The sequence below is a fragment of the Ruminococcus sp. zg-924 genome (assembly GCF_024433635.1).
In the GTDB taxonomy this organism is placed as follows: domain Bacteria; phylum Bacillota; class Clostridia; order Oscillospirales; family Acutalibacteraceae; genus UBA7067.
This window is the reverse complement of record NZ_WNJZ01000010.1, coordinates 19,057-40,160: the sequence shown is the minus strand read 5'-3', so window position 1 is coordinate 40,160 and position 21,104 is coordinate 19,057. Positions and strand designations below refer to the sequence as shown.

General features: G+C 40.1%; 18 protein-coding genes and 1 pseudogene. All 19 read left to right on the top strand.

The window, feature by feature from the left end:
* Positions 1–6 precede the first annotated feature (6 nt).
* Entirely contained in the window at positions 7–564 is a 558-nt protein-coding gene (locus tag GMA13_RS06090; protein ID WP_255883191.1) for a DUF308 domain-containing protein, read from the top strand.
* A complete protein-coding gene (locus GMA13_RS06085; RefSeq protein WP_255883189.1) occupies positions 561–2,297 on the top strand; it encodes an ABC transporter ATP-binding protein in 1,737 nt (578 codons plus the stop codon). The genes GMA13_RS06090 and GMA13_RS06085 overlap by 4 nt, the downstream gene beginning before the upstream one ends.
* Positions 2,294–4,072, top strand: a complete 1,779-nt coding sequence (locus tag GMA13_RS06080) for an ABC transporter ATP-binding protein (RefSeq protein WP_255883188.1) — start codon at positions 2,294–2,296, stop codon at positions 4,070–4,072. The genes GMA13_RS06085 and GMA13_RS06080 overlap by 4 nt, the downstream gene beginning before the upstream one ends.
* Before the next feature lie 230 nt (positions 4,073–4,302).
* Positions 4,303–5,035 (top strand): annotated as a pseudogene (locus GMA13_RS06075) (macro domain-containing protein).
* 386 nt (positions 5,036–5,421) lie between these two features.
* The gene (locus GMA13_RS06070) at positions 5,422–7,065 is read left to right on the top strand and encodes an Ig-like domain-containing protein (protein ID WP_255883187.1); all 1,644 of its coding nucleotides are present in this window, start codon (positions 5,422–5,424) and stop codon (positions 7,063–7,065) included.
* Between the two features lie 316 nt (positions 7,066–7,381).
* The gene (locus GMA13_RS06065; RefSeq protein ID WP_255883186.1) at positions 7,382–8,098 is read left to right on the top strand and encodes a YveK family protein; all 717 of its coding nucleotides are present in this window, start codon (positions 7,382–7,384) and stop codon (positions 8,096–8,098) included.
* Positions 8,095–8,859 (top strand): CpsD/CapB family tyrosine-protein kinase, encoded by a 765-nt coding sequence (locus GMA13_RS06060; protein WP_255883185.1) that lies wholly within the window; start codon positions 8,095–8,097, stop codon positions 8,857–8,859. The genes GMA13_RS06065 and GMA13_RS06060 overlap by 4 nt, the downstream gene beginning before the upstream one ends.
* Positions 8,860–8,861: 2 nt before the next feature.
* Positions 8,862–9,617, top strand: coding sequence for a tyrosine-protein phosphatase (locus GMA13_RS06055; RefSeq protein ID WP_255883184.1), 756 nt, complete (start codon positions 8,862–8,864; stop codon positions 9,615–9,617).
* 15 nt (positions 9,618–9,632) lie between these two features.
* Positions 9,633–10,517 (top strand): glucose-1-phosphate thymidylyltransferase RfbA, encoded by an 885-nt coding sequence (gene rfbA, locus GMA13_RS06050; RefSeq protein ID WP_255883183.1) that lies wholly within the window; start codon positions 9,633–9,635, stop codon positions 10,515–10,517.
* A 76-nt stretch (positions 10,518–10,593) separates the two neighbouring features.
* On the top strand, positions 10,594–11,622 hold the full coding sequence (rfbB, locus tag GMA13_RS06045; RefSeq protein ID WP_255883182.1) for a dTDP-glucose 4,6-dehydratase: 1,029 nt from the start codon (positions 10,594–10,596) through the stop codon (positions 11,620–11,622).
* Positions 11,623–11,665: 43 nt separating this feature from the next.
* On the top strand, positions 11,666–12,319 hold the full coding sequence (locus GMA13_RS06040; protein WP_255883181.1) for a deoxynucleoside kinase: 654 nt from the start codon (positions 11,666–11,668) through the stop codon (positions 12,317–12,319).
* An 11-nt stretch (positions 12,320–12,330) separates the two neighbouring features.
* A complete protein-coding gene (rfbC, locus tag GMA13_RS06035) occupies positions 12,331–12,885 on the top strand; it encodes a dTDP-4-dehydrorhamnose 3,5-epimerase (protein ID WP_255883180.1) in 555 nt (184 codons plus the stop codon).
* Between the two features lie 45 nt (positions 12,886–12,930).
* Positions 12,931–14,046, top strand: coding sequence for a DegT/DnrJ/EryC1/StrS aminotransferase family protein (locus GMA13_RS06030; protein ID WP_255883179.1), 1,116 nt, complete (start codon positions 12,931–12,933; stop codon positions 14,044–14,046).
* 5 nt (positions 14,047–14,051) lie between these two features.
* Entirely contained in the window at positions 14,052–15,209 is a 1,158-nt protein-coding gene (locus GMA13_RS06025; protein WP_255883178.1) for an acyltransferase, read from the top strand.
* A 1-nt stretch (position 15,210) separates the two neighbouring features.
* Positions 15,211–16,419 carry an ATP-grasp domain-containing protein gene (locus tag GMA13_RS06020; protein ID WP_255883177.1) on the top strand — a complete coding sequence of 403 codons (1,209 nt, stop codon included), beginning with the start codon at positions 15,211–15,213 and terminating at the stop codon, positions 16,417–16,419.
* A 48-nt stretch (positions 16,420–16,467) separates the two neighbouring features.
* Complete coding sequence (locus tag GMA13_RS06015; protein WP_255883176.1) at positions 16,468–17,427, top strand: hypothetical protein; 960 nt, start codon at positions 16,468–16,470, stop codon at positions 17,425–17,427.
* 287 nt (positions 17,428–17,714) lie between these two features.
* Positions 17,715–18,752: an O-antigen ligase gene (locus GMA13_RS06010; RefSeq protein ID WP_255883175.1), complete on the top strand. Its 1,038-nt coding sequence runs from the start codon at positions 17,715–17,717 to the stop codon at positions 18,750–18,752.
* 23 nt (positions 18,753–18,775) lie between these two features.
* Entirely contained in the window at positions 18,776–20,131 is a 1,356-nt protein-coding gene (locus tag GMA13_RS06005; protein WP_255883174.1) for an MmgE/PrpD family protein, read from the top strand.
* 6 nt (positions 20,132–20,137) lie between these two features.
* Positions 20,138–21,103, top strand: coding sequence for an aldo/keto reductase (locus GMA13_RS06000; RefSeq protein ID WP_255883173.1), 966 nt, complete (start codon positions 20,138–20,140; stop codon positions 21,101–21,103).
* The last annotated feature ends 1 nt before the right edge of the window (position 21,104 follow it).

Below are 21,104 nucleotides of genomic sequence, written 5' to 3'. Positions count from 1 at the left end.
GATATTATGAAAGTTTTTAACTGTATTTTTGGCATATTTTCTATATTTGCCGCAATCTACTGTATCTTTTTTCCGGGCTTGACGTTTTTAAACAGCGGATGGATTGTTACCGTTTTGCTCGGAGCGTGGGGTATATGTGCAATCTTTGATTATGCGTCAAATAAGAGCAGCGGAAAGTCGAAGTCAGAAGCGGCAGTAGGAACGCTTGGACTTGTAGCCGGTATTGCCGCAGCGGTTTTATCCGTAGTTTCATTGTTTATTCCCGGCATTAGGCTTCTACTTGATACGTTTATTCTCTGCATCTTTGCAGGCTGGCTTTTTGTAAGCGGAATAAACTCTATTGCAGATTCCTTCAAGGTCAAAAAAACAGGTTCAAAAAGCTGGATTCTGTCGCTTATTTTGGGAATTCTTGTGCTGCTTGCCGCAATCTACGGCATTTTCAACTTGATTTTCCTCGCACAGACCCTTGGCTTGGTTATTGGATTTATGCTTATGACATACGGCATAAGGCTTATTATGTCAGTGTTTGAGAAAACCGACGGTGACAACGGAGGTCAAGTATGAAATACGTTTTTAAAGAGCTTCTGAAGTTTAAAAAGGAGCTTGTGCTGATTGTTTTAACAGTCATCGGCACAACCCTTTGCACCTTGGGGCTGCCATCCCTGCTTATGAAGCTTATCGACAAAGCTATTCCGGAAAAGAATATGCCTCTTGTTTTTGAGGTTGGCGGAATTATGCTGCTGCTTGTTGTAATCGGCGTAATTTGCGGAATTATTACAAGCCGTGCCTCCGCAACCGTTTCAATGGCAGTCGGCAGAAATTTAAGAAGCCGGATTTTCAAAAAGGTTCAGTATTTTTCGCAGACAGAAATTGATAAATTCACAGCGTCCTCTCTTATTACAAGAACAAACAATGATATTACACAGGTGCAAACCTTTATCAATCAATGCCTTAGAATAGCTGTGCAAGCGCCTATTATGTGTATTTGCGGAGTAATTCTTGCAATTTCAAGCAGCCCAAGTCTTTCGGGCGTGCTGGTAATTTCAATTCCGCTTATGGCAGTTGTTCTTGTTTTAATTGCAAAAATCGCTGTACCGCTTTCAACAAAAATCCAGCTTAAAATCGACCGCATAAATCTTGTAATGCGTGAAAAGCTTACGGGCGTGCGTGTTATCAGAGCTTTTGGCACCTCTGAGTTTGAAAGCGACAAGTTTGACAAGATTAACAGGGATTATCAAAAGACGAATAAAAAGCTTCAAAGAACAACAAACTCTGTTCTTCCAATCCTTACTCTTATTCTTTCGTTTACTGCCGCTATGGTTATGCTTATGGCGGCAAACCAGTCGGTTAATAAGGGTATCGATTATACAATCGGTGAGGTTATGGCTATTATACAGTACATAATGCAGATTATGGTGGCCGTTATTATGCTCACGCTTGTGTTTATTTTGCTTCCCCGTGCGGCTACTGCTGCCGCAAGAGCAAAGGAGGTTCTTGATTGCGAGCCTGTAATTAAAAATAAAGAGCAGACAACCGATAATACGGAATTAAAGGGCTATCTTGCATTTAAAGACGTTTCGTTCACATATCCCGGTGCAGACTTTCCTGCAATTAAAAATTTGTCGTTTGAGGCTAAGCCCGGTGAAACTACGGCGATAATTGGTGGTACGGGAATGGGCAAGTCCACAATTGTCAATCTTATTCCTCGCCTTTACGACGTATGTGAAGGTCAGGTGCTTGTAGACGGAGTTGACGTCCGTGATTACGACACCGAGGTGCTCAGAAATAAGATAGGCTTCGTGCCTCAAAAGGCAGTGCTGTTTTCCGGCACAATAGACTCGAACATAGCCTTCGGTGATGAAAATGCAGACGAGGACAGAATTGAAGAGGCGGTCAAAATTGCTCAGTCCTATGATTTCATAATGAAGAAGGAGGACGGCTTTAATTCTCCTATTTCACAGGGAGGCACAAATGTTTCGGGCGGTCAGCGTCAAAGACTTGCAATTGCCAGAGCAATTGTACGCAAGCCTGAAATATATGTTTTTGACGACAGCTTCTCAGCCCTTGACTTCAAAACAGACAAGGCTTTGCGAACAGCGCTTGCAAAGGAAACCGATAACGCAACTGTTGTTATAGTTGCCCAGCGAATAAGCACAATAATGGACGCAGACAGAATTATTGTAATAGAAAAAGGAGAGGTTGCCGGTATAGGCACTCACAGCGAGCTGCTTAAAACCTGTGACGTTTACAAGGAGATTGTAAGCTCTCAGATGAGTAAGGAGGATATGGAGAAATGAGAAAAAATAAAATATCCCCTAAGAAGGACGGAGCTTACAAAAGACTGTTTTCTTACATTAAACCCTATCGTGGCAGGCTTATTATTGCAATTATTTTTGTTTTGCTCTCAACAATAGCATATTCCTTGGCGCCGCTGTTTATGGGCTGTGCAACAAACTCTCTTGCAGAGATTTTCACAAGCGGAAACTTCGGTGAGGCGGCAAAGGGCTTTATTACCTTCCTTGCTCTTATGGGCGGAGCATATGCGTTTAATGCTGTGTTCTCATACATAGGAACGTGGCTTATTGTAGGTGTTACGGAAAACACAATATTTGATTTAAGAAAAAGCATAGACAAAAAGCTCTCAAAGCTTCCTCTTAATTATTATGATACAAATTCCTACGGCGACATTTTAAGCCGTGTAACAAATGATGTAGATACTGTTTCAAGCTCACTTCAGCAGAGTATATATCAGGTGCTTAATGCAATTTTTACAATAGTAATTATCTTGGTAATTATGTTCAGCATAAGCGGAGTTCTGACATTTGTGGGGCTTGCCATAGTGCCTGTTGCACTGTTTATTTCCGCAAAAATTGCGAAAAAATCACAGATAAAGTTTAATGAACAGCAGGCAAAAACAGGTCAGCTTAACGGCTATGTTGAGGAGTATTACAGCGGACACAACGTAGTAACTGTATTTGGTAGGGAAGAGGATGTTATCGAAAACTTTGAGGACACAAACCAAAAGCTTTACGAAGCCTCAAAAGAGGGACAGTTCCTTGCCGGAACATTGACGCCTATTATGCAGAATATGACAAACTTCGGCTATGCACTTGTTTGCTTTGCCGGCGCAATTATGGCTATTTTGGGCGGACTTTCAATCGGTATGATTCAGTCGTTCACGCAGTATCTCAGGCAGTTTTCACAGCCGCTTACACAGGTAATGCAAATTACAAACATAATCCAGTCAACAGGCTCTGCCGCTGCAAGAATTTTTGAATTCCTTGACGAAGAAGAAGAGGTTAAGGAAGCTGAAAATCCCAAATTCCCATCTGAGCTTAAGGGTGAGGTTGAGTTTGACCATATCAGATTCGGCTATCTCCCTCACCAAACCTTAATTCACGACTTAAATATTACAATCGGCGCAGGTGAAAAGACAGCAATAGTTGGTCCTACCGGTGCAGGTAAAACAACGCTTGTTAACCTGATAATGCGTTTTTACGATGTCAGAAGCGGCGCAATCAGAATTGACGGGGTTGATATCCGTGATATGAAGAGGGAAAGACTAAGGGAAATCTTTGGAATGGTGCTTCAGGATACTTGGCTTTATAACGGAACAATCCGTGAAAATATTCGTTATGGCAAGCTTGACGCAACAGATGAGGAAGTTGAACAGGCGGCTAAAAAAGCCAGAGCCGACGCCTTTATCAGATCTTTGCCCGGAGGCTATGACTTTGTATTGCAGGAGGGCGCAGGCAACATTGCACAGGGACAAAGACAACTGTTGACAATTGCAAGAGCTATGCTAAACAATCCGCCTATACTGATTCTCGACGAGGCAACCTCATCGGTTGATACCCGTACTGAGGTGCTTATTCAGGAGGCTATGTCTGAGATGATGAGGGGCAAAACCTCATTTGTAATTGCACACAGACTTTCTACCATTAAGGACTCCGACAACATTCTATATATGCAGGACGGTGATATTCTTGAAGTAGGAAATCACGAGACCCTTATGCAGAAGGACGGCTTGTACGCAAAGCTGTATAACAGTCAGTTTGCCGACAGTAAATAACACATAAAACCGTAACACCCTCACACTGAGTTTATGTTAGTGTGAGGGTGTTTTTGACATTTGTTACTAATGTAAAGTTAACTCAATTATGAAAGTCCGTTTAAGCGTAAATAACGCTCAAGGAAAATCTGATTATATTATTTGGAATAAGGAGAATTATGTGGTACAATTTGAAATGAAAATAAATGTAAATGCGTACTGTATAAATATTGAGATGAGAGGTTGATGAAATGCCTATAAAAATAATAAGAGCTGATATAACAAAGTTGAAGGTTGACGCAATAGTAAACGCCGCAAATAATTCACTTTTGGGCGGCGGAGGAGTGGACGGAGCAATACACGCAGCGGCAGGCAGAGGACTGCTTGAGGAGTGTATAAAGCTTGATGGCTGTGCGACCGGCAAGGCTAAAATTACGGGAGCATACAAGTTGCCCTGTAAATACGTAATCCATACGGTAGGTCCGATATGGCGTGGCGGCGAATATAACGAAAAACAGCTTCTTACCGATTGCTACGAAAACTCTCTTGTGCTCGCTAAGCAGTATAAATGTGAAACCGTAGCGTTTCCTCTTATATCATCCGGTGCATACGGATATCCAAAGGCGGAAGCCTTAAAGGTAGCAACAGACGCCATCAGCGATTTTCTTTTAGAAAACGATATGCTTGTTTACATAGTTGTATTTGATAAAAAGGCATATTCTATCGGCGAAAAACTGTTCTGTGATATTCAGCAGTTCATTGACGACAAATACGCCGAGCAAAACAACGGCAATAGCCTTTGCAATATCCCTTGAATTATCTCTTGATGAAACAAAGGAGCTTCTTATGAAAGCCGGCTTTGCGCTATCGCACAGCAATAAGTTTGATATAATCATCGAGTATTTTATAATGAACGGAATCTACAATATTTTTGAAATCAACGAGGCACTCTTTGCGTTTGACCTAAGCTTGCTCGGTGTATAATTTGTTGCATTGCAGGCGACATTTCATAAATAAATTATATCGCTGATTTTGTCGCCGAGGTTTGTTACGATCTGATGTATGTGTTTTGATTTTGCCTATCTTGACACAGTGATGATGAAAGCTTATAATAAAAAAGTAAAACTGAATGTTAAATTGGAGTTCACGGTGATTGTCGGATTATAATTCCGATTTATGTAATTGTCATTTTTGCTGTTTCTTAGGAAAGCAATTGATAAGACTTCACAAATTACAAATAAACTATGTAACATAATAAAATTACAATAGTATAAATTCCTTATAAGATAGTTATAATCAAAAAAGCAGGTGAAATGTTAATTCATTACCTGCTTTCTTAATAGGATATATTCTGAAAATTGGTGCGGATTATGAAAAAGAAAAACAGGACTACATGGATAAAAGCAAGGTCGGTTTTGTGTGTATGCATAGCAAGCTTGATGACGCTTTCAGCAATTTCGGCAGGTGCAGTTAAACAGGAAACGCTTGAAACAAATAACAATGTTCAGTCAGCGGCAGAGAAAAGTACGCCTATACTCGGTGACGTAAACTCAGACGGCAATGTAACGCTTCGTGATGCCATAGAGGTTCAGAAAAATTCACTTTCGATAATTGGGATATCAGACAGCCAAAAGATTTGCGCCGACGTTGACAGAAACGGCAAGGTTAATCTTCTTGACAGTCTGTATATACAAAAATATGCTTTGCAAATACCAATAGCAATAACGGGTATCGGCAAAGCAATTTCATCTGTTGGCTCCGACACGGTTACGCTTAATAAATCCGCCCTAACGCTTGGAGTGGGTGAGAGCTATACGCTTATAAAATCCTCGCCAACCGGAACGAATCTGACAACCGCTGTTTATTCAAGCGACAATACGTCTGTTGTAACAGTAACTTTAAGAGGCGGGGTGTTGAGTGCAAAAAGTGTCGGAAAAGCCGTTGTTACAATAAAAACTGCAAATGGTGCAACAGCCTCTTGCACGGTAACTGTAAAAAAAGCGCCTACAAGCATTACTCTAAACAGAATTCTGCTGAACCTTAACCTCGGCGAAAGCTACTATCTTGACACATCTTTCCCAATTGGCGAGGGAGCAAACGTAAAATATAAAAGCAACAACACAAGTGTTGCGTCAGTTAATTCTTCGGGCGGTTTGGTAACGGCAAAGAAAGCCGGTACAGCAAAGATAACAGCAACAACATATAACGGAAAAAGTGCAACCTGCACAGTAACGGTTACAAATTTAAACCTGCCTGCGCCGATAACTGAAGATAATATCGTTAATGGTATGAAAAGAGGAACAAAAAGCTTGTCAGAGGTGCTTGGCTTTAAATTTAGCTATTACCTTAGCTGGCTTGATAATCACGATTTTGACAGCTCAAAGCCTGATTATTATATAGGAACGCCGTATGCAGGAGCTGATTGCCGTGTACCCAACGCACTGAAAGGTAAAGCTTTTGGTCACAATGATGCTGTTGGAGATTGCAAAATGAGCAATACGGGCTTTGTATGGCATACTTTGTATGCCGCCTGTACTTACGGCAAGGGTGACAATTCAGCAACAAACAGCGACGGCTATTTCGCAGGCTTACATAACTCAAAAAAATGTCAATACTATTCGCCAACCGGCGTAAAAATACCTACGCTTGATAAATCAGACGGCATAAGCTGGTATGAGATGTATTCGCAACAGCAGGTAAAGAGATATTACTATAAGTCAAAAGACGCAATGCTTCAGTCCGGTGTTCTTGAAAAAGGCGACATTATCTGGCAGTTCTCAAACAGAACATACAACGGTAAGGCAGCTGAAAATCTGTCAAGTTCCTTGCACCATGTTGGTATTTATTATCCTGCCACATATAAGGGGAAAAGCGTCAATTTCTGGCATTCAGGTCTTGACGGCGGAATTGATTCTAACGGTTGGGGAACAATGAGTAACTCAATCACACAAATTACAGGTATGACTTCAGATGATAATATAAAACTATATGTAGTTATTAAAGTTGCTCCATAATAATACTTATGCACAAGATGTTGCCTTTAAGTTAAATTAAAGTCGGTTGCTTTCATAATTTATAAGTTGAAAGCAACCGGCTTTTTTGGTATAAAATGTAACTGCAAGAGAGAAAATATCCATATCTTTCTAATTGAATATTTTGCCAATAAAAAATAGTTCTTTACAAAAGAAAATTCTACCTGTTATGCAAGTAAAAAATGAGTGAAAGCAGTCGTGATTTGTTGACATTAAGATAAAAATAGGTTAATATATTAGAGTAAACTTGGGTAACTATGTTATAAATTTTCGAACAAAAATACTAAGGAGAATGGCAATGGATGAAGTAAAAGAACAACATAGCGAAAAAGAAATAGACCTCAGATTTATATTTGAGATTATTAGGAAAAACATTATTCCGCTTGTTCTTGTTACAGTAATAGCAGGTGCAATATCGTTTTTTGGCTCAATGATTTTCATACCAAAGCAGTATGAAGCTGATGCTATGCTGATTGTTAATAACAAGAAAAATGATACACAGGCGGTAAACTCTGCTGAAATTGTAGCGGCTCAGAACCTTGCCGAGGTGTATTCAATCATAATCAAATCTGACACCGTTTTACAGCAAGTAATTGATGACCTAAAGCTCAGCATGACATATGAGCAGCTTTATAAAGCAATTTCTGTTTCCTGTATTGATCAAACGCAGGTTATCAGCATAAAAATGCGCAGTACTGACGCTGAGTTTGCAAAGGAAGTTATTGCCGATGTTGTTAAGGTGGCTCCGCCGATAATTCAAGATAAGGTTGACGCAGGCTCCGTTAAAGTAATAAGCGAAGCAAGAATTTCAAACAACGGAAACCCTGTAAGCCCAAGTTTGAAAAAGAACGCTATAATTGGCGCACTTATTGGTCTTGTGATTACGCTTGCTTTTGTGTTTATTAAGACATTCTTCAGAAACACGTTTAAGACAGAAAACGATATTACAAATACATTGGGAGTTCCTTTGCTCGGAATCATTCCTGAGATTGACGAAAAGGAGTTTGCAAGATGAGCATATTTAAGCACAAGGAAAAGCCAATTGTAAAAAAGTTTTACAGTGTGGCAAATAAAAATGCACCGTTTCAGTTTGTCGAGGCATATAAGATGCTCAGCACAAACCTTGAATTCATAACAGTAGCTGAAAAGTGCAAGAACATTATGATAACCTCCTCCCTTGCAAATGAGGGCAAAACAAACGCAGCCTTGAACCTTGCCCTGACGTTGGCAGGTTACGGAAAAAAGGTCTGCTTTGTTGAGTGTGACCTTCGCCGCCCGACAATTCACCGCTATTTTGATGCTCAAAGAAAGACAAGCGGACTTACAAATATCCTTACCGGACAGGTTGAGCTTCACGACGTAATCAGAAAGGTTCGTGACAGAGATTTGGGTATAATCTTTGCCGGTGCAACACCGCCGAATCCGTCTGAGCTTTTGGCGAGCCCAAAGATGAAGGAGGTTGTAGATGAGCTGGAGAAGGAATATGACTATATAATCTACGATACACCGCCTGTTTTTGTTGTTACAGATGCTGCGGCTCTTGGCAGATATATGGACGGCGCAGTGCTTGTTGTAAAGCACAATGCAACTGATAAAAATGTTGTATTAAAGGCGAAGAAAAACCTTGAAAATGCAGGTGTAAAGATTTTCGGCGCAATTTACAGCGAATTCAGCGAGAAAACCGGCTCGTATCCCGGCTATAACTATAACTATTATTATTATGATAGTCAGCGGGGCGACAACGGTGACGTTCACAAAAGCAGCGAGGGTAAATAAAAATGGTTGATTTGCATTGTCACATTCTGCCCGGCATAGATGACGGTGCACAGACGGTTGAGGAATCAATCGAGCTGTTAAGTGCGCACCGCAAGCAGAGAATACGTTCAGTGGTGTTCACTCCGCATTTCAACTTTGAACGCACAGATATTAAAACCTTCTGTAACCGCCGTGAAAAGAGTCTTGAGCTTTTGAGTGCCTCGCAGGAATTTATTGACTTGGATATACAAGTAAAATCAGGCGCAGAGGTTTACTTCTCTGTAAGACTCAACGAAGAGGAGTTAGACCCACTGTGCATTGAGGGAACAAATTATATACTTATTGAATTACCTGTAACAGCACGACCCTACGGACTTACGCATACATTAAGAGCACTTTTGAACAGAGGGTATATTCCGATTTTAGCGCATGTTGAGCGTTATCCTTATTTGGCGGAGGATCCGACGGTTCTGTATGAGTTAGTTATGCAGGGGTGTCTTGCGCAGGTTAACACAGGTGCAATACTCAAGGATAATGAGCGCACTGCAATGGCGATGAAGTATCTCAGATGGGAGCTTGCACAGCTTATTTCAAGCGATACACATTCTATGACAAAGCGTCCTCCGAACATAAAACAGGCTATGAGTGTTGTCGAAAACAAGCTTGGCGGTCAATATATACGATGGCTTGATAAAAATAGCGAGGATGTGTTTAACGGCAGATATATAGATTTGCCGGTTGTGAAAAAGCCGAAGAAATTTTTCGGGGTATGGAGATAAGGAGACAACAGCGAAATGAAAGGTATTATTTTAGCCGGAGGCTCCGGAACAAGATTATATCCTTTGACAAAGGTAACGTCAAAGCAATTGCTGCCGGTTTATGACAAACCGATGATTTATTATCCGTTGTCCACATTAATGCTTGCCGGCATCAGAGATATTTTAATTATCTCAACACCGGATGATACCTCAAGATTTGAACAGCTTTTGGGTGACGGACATCAGTTCGGTATAAATCTTGCTTATGCAGTTCAGCCGTCACCGGATGGTTTGGCACAGGCATTTATCATTGGTGAGGAGTTTATAGGGGACGAGCCTTGTGCCCTTATTCTCGGTGACAATATTTTTTACGGCAACGGATTGGGTAAAAAATTAAAATGTGCCGTAAAACACGCAGAAGAAGGCAGAGCAACTGTTTTTGGCTTTTATATAGAAGACCCTCACAGCTTTGGTGTTGTTGAGTTTGACAGGAACAATAAGGTTCTTTCCCTTGAGGAGAAACCATCACAACCGAAAAGTAATTACGCTGTAACAGGCTTATATTTTTATCCGTCAGGCGTGAGCGAGATGGCTAAGCAGGTAAAGCCGTCGGCAAGAGGCGAGCTTGAAATTACTACTCTAAATAAAATGTACCTTGAAAAAGATGAGCTTGACTGCGATGTTCTGGGCAGAGGGTTCTCATGGCTTGATACTGGAACTATGGATAATTTAATGGAAGCAGCAAGCTTTATTCAGATGCTTCAGAATATGCAGGGCGTTGTTGTGTCAGCACCTGAGGAGGTCGCTTACAGGTTGCATATGATAAGCAAGGAGCAGCTTCTTGATGCAGCGGCAATGTATGGAAAATCAAATTACGGTAAGCATTTAATGGCTGTTGCAAGTGGCAGAATGCCTAAATAAGTTTTTCAGTACAAAAATAGTAAGCATTGTTAGTAGATGATGTTTTATACACGCACTGGGGTGTGGAGGAAAGATTATGACAATTATCGTAACCGGTGGAGCCGGATTTATTGGGAGTAATTTTGTGTTTCATATGCTTAGCAAGTATCCGGATTACCGTATCGTCTGTCTTGATAAGCTGACCTATGCAGGAAATCTTAGCACACTTGCCCCTGTTATGGATAATCCGAACTTCAGATTTGTAAGGGCTGATATTTGCGACAGACAGGCTGTTTATAAGCTATTTGAAGAAGAGCATCCTGATATTGTAGTGAATTTTGCGGCTGAATCTCATGTTGACCGCTCAATTGAAGATCCCGGCATCTTCCTTCAGACTAATATAATGGGAACGGCAACTTTGATGGACGCTTGCAGAAAGTACGGAATCACAAGATACCATCAGGTAAGCACAGATGAGGTGTATGGCGATTTACCTCTGGATAGACCTGATATGTTCTTTACTGAAGAAACTCCAATACACACAAGCTCTCCGTACAGCAGCTCAAAGGCTGCGGCTGATTTGCTTGTTTTGGCTTATCACAGAACATACGGCATTCCTGTTTCCATAAGCCGTTGTTCCAATAACTACGGCCCGTATCATTTTCCGGAGAAGCTTATTCCGCTTATGATTGCGAACTGTCTTAACGATAAGCCGCTGCCTGTTTACGGAGAGGGTTTAAATGTTCGTGACTGGCTGTATGTTGAAGACCATTGCAAGGCTATTGACCTTGTAATACACAAAGGCAGAATCGGCGAGGTGTATAACATCGGCGGACACAATGAAATGAAGAATATCGACATTGTTAAATTAATTTGCAAAGCATTAGATAAGCCGGAAAGCCTGATTACACACGTAACAGACCGTAAAGGCCACGATATGAGATATGCCATTGACCCGACAAAGATTCATAATGAGCTTGGCTGGTTGCCTGAAACTAAGTTTGCAGACGGTATAAAAAAGACAATTCAGTGGTATCTTGACAACCGTGAGTGGTGGGAAACAATCATCAGTGGCGAGTATCAGAACTACTATGAGCAGATGTATGGCTCAAGAGAATCACTGTAAACAAGCTGATTAATTATCCATAATTTCTTCAGGGGTGAACTGTGTGAGAGGTAAATTAATTGTAATAGAAGGCTTGGACGGCAGCGGTAAGGCTACTCAGGCTCAGCTGCTGTGCAAATGCTTGGAGGAGCAGGGGATAAAAGTCAGAAAGGTATCATTTCCGAATTATGATTCTGACTCATCCGCACTTGTAAAAATGTATTTGAACGGTGAATTCGGAAAAGACCCTAATGATGTAAATGCTTATGCAGCATCGTCATTTTACGCAGTTGACAGATACGCTTCATATAAGAAGGATTGGGGAAAATTTTATGAAGACGGCGGCGTTATTGTAGCTGACCGTTATACAACATCAAATGCTATTCATCAATGCAGTAAGCTTTGTAAGGAAGCTTGGGACGGATTTCTTGAATGGCTTTTTATATTTGAGTATGAAACCCTCGGAATCCCTGCGCCTGATACTGTAATTTATCTCAAGGTTGACACAGAAGTAAGCCAAATGCTGATGACCGGAAGATATAAAGGTGATGAGAGTAAAAAGGATATTCACGAAGGAAATCTCGATTATTTGAATCGCAGCAGAAAGGCTGCCGCTTATTGTAGTAAAAAGCTTGGCTGGAAAGAAATTGAGTGCTGCTGCGGTAACGGTATGAGAAGTATAGAAGAAATACACAAAGATGTTTTAAGTAAAATTTGAGGAGAGAGCTTATGTACACAGTAGAAGAAACAGCTTTGCCGGAAGTTTTAATTCTTACTCCAAAAACTTTTGAAGATAACAGGGGAGCATTTTTTGAAGCTTTCAGTTGGAAATCCTTAAAGGAAGTTGGAATTGAGCTTGATGTGAAGCAGGAAAATCACATTATCAACCTCAAAAAAGGCGTTGTCAGAGGCTTACATTTTCAGAATGAACCTCACGCCCAGGCTAAGCTTGTAAAATGCATCAGCGGCATAGTCGATGATGTTGCAGTGGATTTGAGAAAAGGCTCTCCTACATATCTGAAATGGGTAATGGTTGAGCTGTCGGCAGAGAATAAGAAACAGCTTTATCTGCCAAAAGGTTTTGCTCACGGAGTAATTTCAAGAACAGAATACAGTGAGATACAGTATTATGTTGACGCACCGTATGCACCTGAATCAGACAGGAACATCAGGTTTGACGAACCCGCAATCGGAGTTGACTGGAAAGAGGACAATCCAGTGCTTTCACCAAAGGATCAGAACGCTCCTTCCTTAGCGGAAAGCGACTGCAATTTCAATTACTAAAATTAATTAGCATATAAATTCAACAGTGCAGAGGAGATAAATTTAATGAGCAGAATCAATGTTACTAAATCATCTATGCCGCCTTTTGAAGAGTATATAGAAGCTCTACGTCCTGTTTGGGAAAGCCGCTGGCTGTCCAACAGAGGAACCGCTTCTGTAGAATTTGAAGAAAATCTTAAGAAATATCTGGGTTGTGATAATGTTTGGCTTTTTGCTAACGGTCATGTTGCAATGGAGGTCGCTTTGCAGAGCCTTGATTTAAATAAGACTATGCCGAATGGTGTTAAGGGCGAGGTTATCACAACAGCGTACACACATATATCCACAACAGAAGCTATTGTACGCAACGGTCTTGAGCCTGTTTTTGTAGATGTTAAAGAAGATAACTACACAATCAATCCGGAATTGATTGAATCAGCCATAACTGATAAAACTGTTGCAATTGTAGCAACACATGTTTACGGTTTCCTCTGTGATGTCAGGGCGATTGATGAGATTGCAAAAAAGCATAACCTTAAGGTTGTTTATGACGCTGCTCATGCCTTTGGTGTAACCTTGAATGGTGTAAGCTCAGCAAACTTTGGTGATGCAGCAATGTTCAGTACACACGCCACTAAGGTGTTCCATACTATTGAAGGCGGACTTGTTACATATAAAGACCCTGAGCTATTCAAGGCAATGCAATATATTGTTAACTTCGGTTTCACCGGTCAGGAAACTGCTGATTATGTAGGTACCAATGCACGTATGAATGAGTTTGAAGCAGTTATGGGTATCTGCAATCTTCGTCATATAGACGAGGAAATCGCAAAGCGTAAAATCATTGGTGACCGTTTCACAGAGCGTTTGGATGGTGTTAAGGGCATTAAGTTAATAAAGCCTGAAGAGGGTCTTGTTTGGAATTATGCATATTATCCGGTTATTTTCGACGGTTACAATGAGAACCGTGACGAAATCAAAGCTAAGCTTGAAGCGGAAAACATTTTTCCAAGAAAGTATTTCTATCCGATAACAAATAAATTTGCTTGCTTTGCTGAGAAATACGGCAACGCTGATGTTCCTGTATCAGCTCACGCTGCTGATTGTGTTTTAACCTTGCCAATGTACGCTGATTTAACTCTTGAAGAAGCAGACAAAATCTGCGATGTAATTTTGAGGTAAGATGTATGCACGGCATTGAAAAGAAAAGACAGATTAAATCATACAACGCATTTAGAGGAATATGTGCGCTTGGAATTTTGTTTTCACATATGTCCTATTTGTCCGATGCAAGTAATCCGTTCTGGGCGACGTTTTATGACCACTTTATGAAATACGGTTCACGCTGTACATCGTTTTTCTTCATAATGTCCGGTTTTTTGCTTGCCTACACGTGGAAAGAGCTTCCTTTTAATAAGTATATAAAAGGAAAGCTTAAAAGGATATATCCGTTGACTTTATTTGTATTTATTCTCGCTGTTGGTTGTTCTTTTATCCTGAACGATACGGTTAATGAAGGAGTAGCAATCGGCAGTACGCAATGGATAATAAATGCTGTACTGAATATAACAATGCTTAAAGCTTTTGTTCCTGTTGAGAGTGTGTTCTATTCATTCCACGGTCCGTCATGGTATATTTCTGTTCTTTTTATATTCTATATTGTTGGCTATTTCATAGTTAAAAGCCTGAAAAATAAAAACAGTAATATATGTGATAAAAGAAATAGCAATAGAAAAGCTTTGCTTTTTATTTCAGTAGTTTGCGCAATAGCTTATCTAATTCAGCTTGCGGTATGTCTTGTTGTTGATATAAACGCTTTATCTGACTGTCAACTTTACCTTACGTATATAAATCCGTATTTCCGTATCTTCGGAGAAGGTTTACTTGGAATTTTGCTTTGCGAATATATGCCTGCAATTCGAGAAAAAATCAGCAACCTTAACAAAAGCATATTGGAGATAGTTGCTTTTCTTGCTTTTATTGGCTTCTTTTTGGTAAATAATTTTATCCACAGTTCAGTTTGGAGCGCTTGGATTTGGTTTGTTCCTGTATCGCTCATTATAATTGCGTATAATGAAGATGCCGGAATAGTATCTAAAATTGCAAAGGGACGTTTTTGGCAGTTCCTTGGCAATGTTTCATTCGAGCTTTATATGACACACGCTTTTGTCTATGAGGGACTTCCTGTTATTGCAGGAGTAGTAAGCACTGAGCTTAAAGGCTGGCTGATTTATCACGCAGGAACAAGATTCTTGATTACGCTGGTTGCAAGCGTTATTTTTGCGTGGGTTGTACATTTGATTTTAAATATCGGAAAATTGAAAAAGAAACAGAGGGTAAATTGAGATGAAAAAATTATTGCTGCTTGGCGGTGGCCGTTATTTGCTTCCTGTGATAAAGGCGGCTCACAAGCTTGGTGTATATGTTATTACAGCAGATTATCTTCCGGATAATATTGCACACAAACATTCTGATGAATATCACAATATCAGTGTTATAGATAAAGAAGCGGTTTTAGAATGTGCTAAAGAATTAAATATTGACGGTATTATGTCGTTTGCCTGTGATCCGGGTGTAGTAACGGCGGCTTATGTAGCTGAGAAAATGGGCTTGCCGTTTCAGGGATCTTATGAAGCTGTTTCAATTTTGCAGGATAAAGGACTTTTCAGACAATTCTTGACAGATAACGGTTTTAATACTCCTCATGCCAAGAGATATATAGATGCTGATAAGCCTTTTGAAGATATTGATTTCTTTACATGGCCGGTGATTGTAAAGCCTGTTGATTCTGCAGGAAGTAAGGGTGTTACACGAGTTGATACTCCGGAAATGTTGCGTCCGGCAATTAATATAGCAATGGAAGAATCTATGGGCGGTTCTTTCATTATTGAAGATTTCTTGACTTTTGACGGTTACCATTCCAGCACAGATCCATTTTCTGTTAATGGTGAACTTAAGTATTGCACTTATTCTGATCAATTATTTGATAAAGATGCTGATAATCCATATACACCTTCAATGATTATTTGGCCTTCGACTATGAAGAATGAGAATCAGAGATACCTGACCAAAGAAATTCAGCGTCTTATTAAGATTCTTGGTATGACTACAGGAATATATAATATAGAAACTTGTGTAGGAGCAAACGGTAAACCTTATATTATGGAGGTTTCTACACGAGGCGGTGGTTGTAAAATTGCAGAGCTACAGAGAGAAGCCTATGGCATTGATTTAATTGAAAACGAAGTTAGAAAAGCGGTAGGAATTCCTGTAACAGAAATTAAGCAGACACAATGCGATGGTCATTGGTGTGAAATGGTTATTCACGCAAGACCCGGACAGAGTGGTGTATTAAAAGAAATCAGAATTGATCAGGAAATTCAAGATAAATATGTAAAGATGGTTGAACTATCTGCTAAAATAGGCGATTTTGTCAAACCGTTTACCGGAGCAAATATGGCTTTGGGCGATATGTTCCTTAGATTTGATTCACGAGAAGAACTTGATGAAGTTATGTCACGAGCACAAGAATGGCTTCATATAGACTTAGCGTAATAGAATTTCAGTTTAATTAACCGAAGAAACAGAAAAGGACTATTTTATATGAAAGAAATAGGCGGATTTATCGAGTTGGATCACTATGCCGGAAAAATGCTGCATGAAGAGGCAATCGCATTGAATTGCGGAAGAAATGCACTGGCGTATCTGATTCAGGCAAGAAAAATAAATAAAATGGCGCTTCCTTATTTTATGTGTGACTCGGTATTCAATCTCTGCAAACAGCAGAATGTTGAAATCCGTTACTATCATATTGACGAGCATTTCCTACCTGAAGAAATCGACCTGATGGAAGATGAATGGCTCTATCTTGCTGATATTTACGGTCAGCTTGTTAAGGAAGACATACGCCGCATTTGCAATAAATATCAAAGAGTAATCGTTGATTATGCACAGGCATATTTTGAAATACCATTAGACGGAGTAGATTCTCTCTATACGTGCCGCAAATTCTTCGGCGTGCCGGACGGAGCGTTTCTCTATACGGACGCAAGGCTCGAAAAGCCGCTGCAGCAGGATGAATCTTTTGAGCGAATGCGCTTTTTACTCGGTCGCTTTGAGCGCACAGCGTCGGAATTTTACAGTGAATATGTAGAGAATAACAAGCTGTTTGACACCGCTCCGATAATGAGAATGTCAAAGCTGACAGAGAATCTGTTGCATGCAGTTGATTACGAGCAGGTAAAAAATATTCGCACAGCGAATTTTGATTATCTTAAAAAGCATCTTTGTGAGATAAATTTACTGAACCTTAACAGTGCTGACGGTGCTTTTGCTTATCCGCTTTTTCTTGAAAATGGTGCACAGGTTCGTAAAAAACTGATTGCTCAGAAGATATATGTGCCAACCCTATGGCCGAATGTGTTAGAGGAGCTTCCCGAAACATATTATGAGCATCAGCTGGCAAAAAATATTTTGCCTTTGCCGTGCGACCAGAGATATGACGAAGCGGACATGGAGTATATATGCAGCAATATTTTAAAAATTGCAGCGTCTATTAATTGACAGGAGTAGGATTTATGTACAAATTGGGGAAAATTACGCTTGATAAACAAATAATTCCCTTATGCATATTACTTATCACGGCTAGCCTGAAATGGTTGTTTGAAGGGGTTTTGAGTAGCCCCTTTTATGAAGTGATTTTTTTGGTAGTTGGATTACTCTTTTTTATTAATAAAGGAAAAATCAGTTTTAATACATCTGCTGCAGTTTGGTTATTGTATATATCCAACCTGTTTTTTAGCGTTTTATTCCATAATCCGTCTGTTGGGCGAATAGGTCGAGTTTTGGTAATGATATTGATAACCAGCTATGTTTTCTTTGTCGATTATGCAATCGAGAAATATTATGATGTATATCGATTCTTGATAAAGCTAACCGTTATATACGCTGTTTTTGTTTTTTTGCAATATTTTTTAAAGGATACCTTCAACAATATTTACTTTTCGTTGTTAAATGATTCATATTCATATGTTGCAAACCACTACTATAACCAAGGCTATTATTTTGGACTGATTTTTAATCCACACGAAATAGCGGCTTTGCTTTCTATTACTATTGTTGCGCTGCTGCTTTGGCAAATAATCAATCGAAAAAAGAATGTGTTTGTAATATGCTTGATTATCGTATTGCTTATACCCTTATTGCTCTCACAAAAAAAGGCGGTTATATTCTTATCGTTTATTGCTTTTTTCTTGGTAGTTTGTGTTATGTTTGCTTCGAAAAAACAGTGGATAAGACTCGGTGTTTTTCTTGTGGTTGTTGTATTAGGTTATTATATTCTGACTTACTATATATCTAACAACCCCGACAGCGACTTGTTTTATAGATTAGCGCAATTTCTCGACAACGTAAACAGCGGCGAAAGTTACGATTCAGGCAGAAGCGTTTTGTATGACTATGCGTGGGCAGAGTTTGAGAAGCATAAGCTTTTCGGCATAGGCTGGAAATCATTTAATTCCTTAACTACAACAGTTTTTGGCTATGCTTCCGGACACGAAGTAAATATGGACTATTTGCAGTGGCTGTGTGAAACCGGTATTGTCGGATTTACAATGAATATGATACCTGTGCTTGTTACGTTGTATAGGACGATTTATATCTGCGTGAAGTATGTAAAAAACATGACAAACAATAAAGCAAAATGTGCCGTTATGGTAGCGATTTTCTCTCAATTTTTCACAGTGATGTATGCCTTTTTTGAGATTCCGTTTTATGATATCGTTCTGTTTACGCTGTATATTCTGTCTTGTATTGTTATAAACAGCGCATATAAAGAAGCAAGACGAAGGTATTCACACCAATCACATATACTGAGAGCAGGATATTAAATGTTAGAAATAGGAGTGCCGGAATGAGTATGGAAATATCTGCGTTTCTGAGCGAAAAGGTTGAAAAGATTAATCGGTTATCTGATGCCGATATAAATCAGCTTAGATTGCTTTTATTAGATTTTTTTGCGGCAGCATTTGCGGGGTATAAACAAAATACCGAATTTAATAAATGTGTGCGGAATACGGTCTTTGCACAGGGCGGCACGGAAGAGTCGTCGGTTCTGATGTCAAACCGAAAAATTCCGGCACGAGCTGCGGCTTTTATGAATTCGCTTTACGGTCACGGTGCCGAACTTGATGATGGTAATAAAAAAGCTATGGGGCATGTTGGCGTTCACATAATACCTGCAGTGTTGGCTTTAGCTGAGTCTGAGAAAAAAAAGCAGGATGAAATTCTGACTGCAATAGCTGCCGGATATGAGGTGTATATTCGTATTTCCTCAGCAGCACAGCCCGGTATGGTGGACAGATCCTTCCATTCAACAGGTATGGCGGGAGCTCCGGCTTGTGCGGCGGCTTGCGCTAAGCTTATTGGATTAGACGCAAAAGGAATAGAAAGTGCTATGGCATTAGCTTGCACGATGTCAAGTGGACTTTTGACATATAGCGAATCAAGACAAATGATAAAGCCGATTAATCCGGCAAAGGCGGCAGAAACAGGTGTATTTGCGGCTCGTCTTGCCAAGGAAGGCGTAAAAGGACCGCTGAATTGCTTAGAAGGACCTCACGGATGGTTTAAGGCTGTGACTGAAAAGATAGATGAAACAATGATTACTGACGATAACTCAGGAAAATTATTGATTCATGACTGCTATTTTAAGCTTTATCCGTCTTGCAGACACACACACTGCGGAATAGAGGCGGCAATTAACCTTCATCGAAGGGTTTCTTCCGATAAAATTAAAAAAGTTCAAGTGAATATATATCCTAATGCTATAAAGCTGGCAGGACAGATTCGTTTTCCAAAGGATGCAGACGAAACAAAATTCTCAATTCACTATACCTTAGCATGTGCGCTTTTGTACGGTGAGTATGGAGTTGACTATATGAATCCGCCTAAAATGGTGGATGAGGTTATATCAATGATTCAAATAATCAATTTGATACCTGATGAAACTATGGAAAACCGAAGCAAAGGAATTCGAGGTACAAAGGTAACTGTCTTTCTTGAAGATGACTCGTATATAAGTGAAACTGTTTCAGTGCCAAAAGGCGACCCTGAAAAGCCTTTACAAAAAGAGGACATTATCGAGAAATTAAAGACCTGTGCCAAAGGGCTTGTTGATGATGAATCATTGGAGCATTTGATTAGCTGTCTTACAAGCTTTGGACAGCATACAGAGATTGATTCGAAGACATTATTTTTCAAGGAGTGATGTACTGTGGGTGTACAAAATTTCATACTCGGCACGATGACATTCGGAGAATCCGTGTTCGGCGATGATGTTGTTCAAATGATAAAAACCTTTATTGATTACGGATTTTCTGAGCTTGATACAGCCTATGTGTATAACGAGGGTCAAAGTGAGCAGCTTATAGGAGCTGCTTTAAAAGAGCTTGGCAGCGATAACGTTAAAATTTCTACCAAGGTTAATCCACGTATCACTGGCAAGCTGGACGGAGCTGCGGCATATGCACAGCTTAACGAATCTCTGAGCAGATTGGGTGTGGATTGCGTTGACACGTTCTATCTGCATTTTCCTGATTCAAAAACACCAATTGAGTCGGTGCTTGAAGCGTGTGCCGATTTGCATCAGCAAGGAAAATTTTCCGAACTTGGACTTAGTAACTTTCCGGCATGGCTGGTAGCTGATGTTTATCATAAATGTAAAAGCAACGGTTGGGTTCTTCCTACGGTATATGAGGGCATTTATAATCCGCTGACAAGAAAAGCTGAAACAGAACTTGATGATGCACTTAATTATTTTGGTATAAGATTTTGTGCGTATAATCCTATGGCAGGCGGTCTGCTTACGGGCAGATACAGTAATTTTGAAGATGCTCCGACTGACGGCAGATTTACTCACCGACCAAACTACCAGAAGCGTTATTGGAAAGAGAGTTTCTTTAAAGCGGTAAATGAGCTGAAATCAGTATGCGAAAATAGCGATATCAGCATTATTGAAGCAACCTATCGCTGGATGGCGTTTCATTCTATGCTAAAGAGCGAAAGAGGCGATGCAATTATCATAGGTGCATCAAAGCTTAATCACCTTAAGCAAAATATGGAAACGATAAAGCAGGGACCGCTTCCGGACGAGTTAGTAGACGCATTTAAGTCTGCGTGGAAGTTATGCAAAGCAGACAGTCCGGAGTATTTTAGGTTTTACGGCGATGCAATGAATTAGG

Excerpts from the sequence above, each read along its gene's own strand:
- GMA13_RS06090 (WP_255883191.1), top strand. The coding sequence starts at position 7 with ATGAAAGTTTTTAACTGTATTTTTGGCATATTTTCTATATTTGCCGCA.
- GMA13_RS06085 (WP_255883189.1), top strand. The coding sequence starts at position 561 with ATGAAATACGTTTTTAAAGAGCTTCTGAAGTTTAAAAAGGAGCTTGTG.
- GMA13_RS06080 (WP_255883188.1), top strand. The coding sequence starts at position 2,294 with ATGAGAAAAAATAAAATATCCCCTAAGAAGGACGGAGCTTACAAAAGA.
- GMA13_RS06070 (WP_255883187.1), top strand. The coding sequence starts at position 5,422 with ATGAAAAAGAAAAACAGGACTACATGGATAAAAGCAAGGTCGGTTTTG.
- GMA13_RS06065 (WP_255883186.1), top strand. The coding sequence starts at position 7,382 with ATGGATGAAGTAAAAGAACAACATAGCGAAAAAGAAATAGACCTCAGA.
- GMA13_RS06060 (WP_255883185.1), top strand. The coding sequence starts at position 8,095 with ATGAGCATATTTAAGCACAAGGAAAAGCCAATTGTAAAAAAGTTTTAC.
- GMA13_RS06055 (WP_255883184.1), top strand. The coding sequence starts at position 8,862 with ATGGTTGATTTGCATTGTCACATTCTGCCCGGCATAGATGACGGTGCA.
- rfbA (WP_255883183.1), top strand. The coding sequence starts at position 9,633 with ATGAAAGGTATTATTTTAGCCGGAGGCTCCGGAACAAGATTATATCCT.
- rfbB (WP_255883182.1), top strand. The coding sequence starts at position 10,594 with ATGACAATTATCGTAACCGGTGGAGCCGGATTTATTGGGAGTAATTTT.
- rfbC (WP_255883180.1), top strand. The coding sequence starts at position 12,331 with ATGTACACAGTAGAAGAAACAGCTTTGCCGGAAGTTTTAATTCTTACT.
- GMA13_RS06030 (WP_255883179.1), top strand. The coding sequence starts at position 12,931 with ATGAGCAGAATCAATGTTACTAAATCATCTATGCCGCCTTTTGAAGAG.
- GMA13_RS06025 (WP_255883178.1), top strand. The coding sequence starts at position 14,052 with ATGCACGGCATTGAAAAGAAAAGACAGATTAAATCATACAACGCATTT.
- GMA13_RS06020 (WP_255883177.1), top strand. The coding sequence starts at position 15,211 with ATGAAAAAATTATTGCTGCTTGGCGGTGGCCGTTATTTGCTTCCTGTG.
- GMA13_RS06015 (WP_255883176.1), top strand. The coding sequence starts at position 16,468 with ATGAAAGAAATAGGCGGATTTATCGAGTTGGATCACTATGCCGGAAAA.
- GMA13_RS06010 (WP_255883175.1), top strand. The coding sequence starts at position 17,715 with ATGATATTGATAACCAGCTATGTTTTCTTTGTCGATTATGCAATCGAG.
- GMA13_RS06005 (WP_255883174.1), top strand. The coding sequence starts at position 18,776 with ATGAGTATGGAAATATCTGCGTTTCTGAGCGAAAAGGTTGAAAAGATT.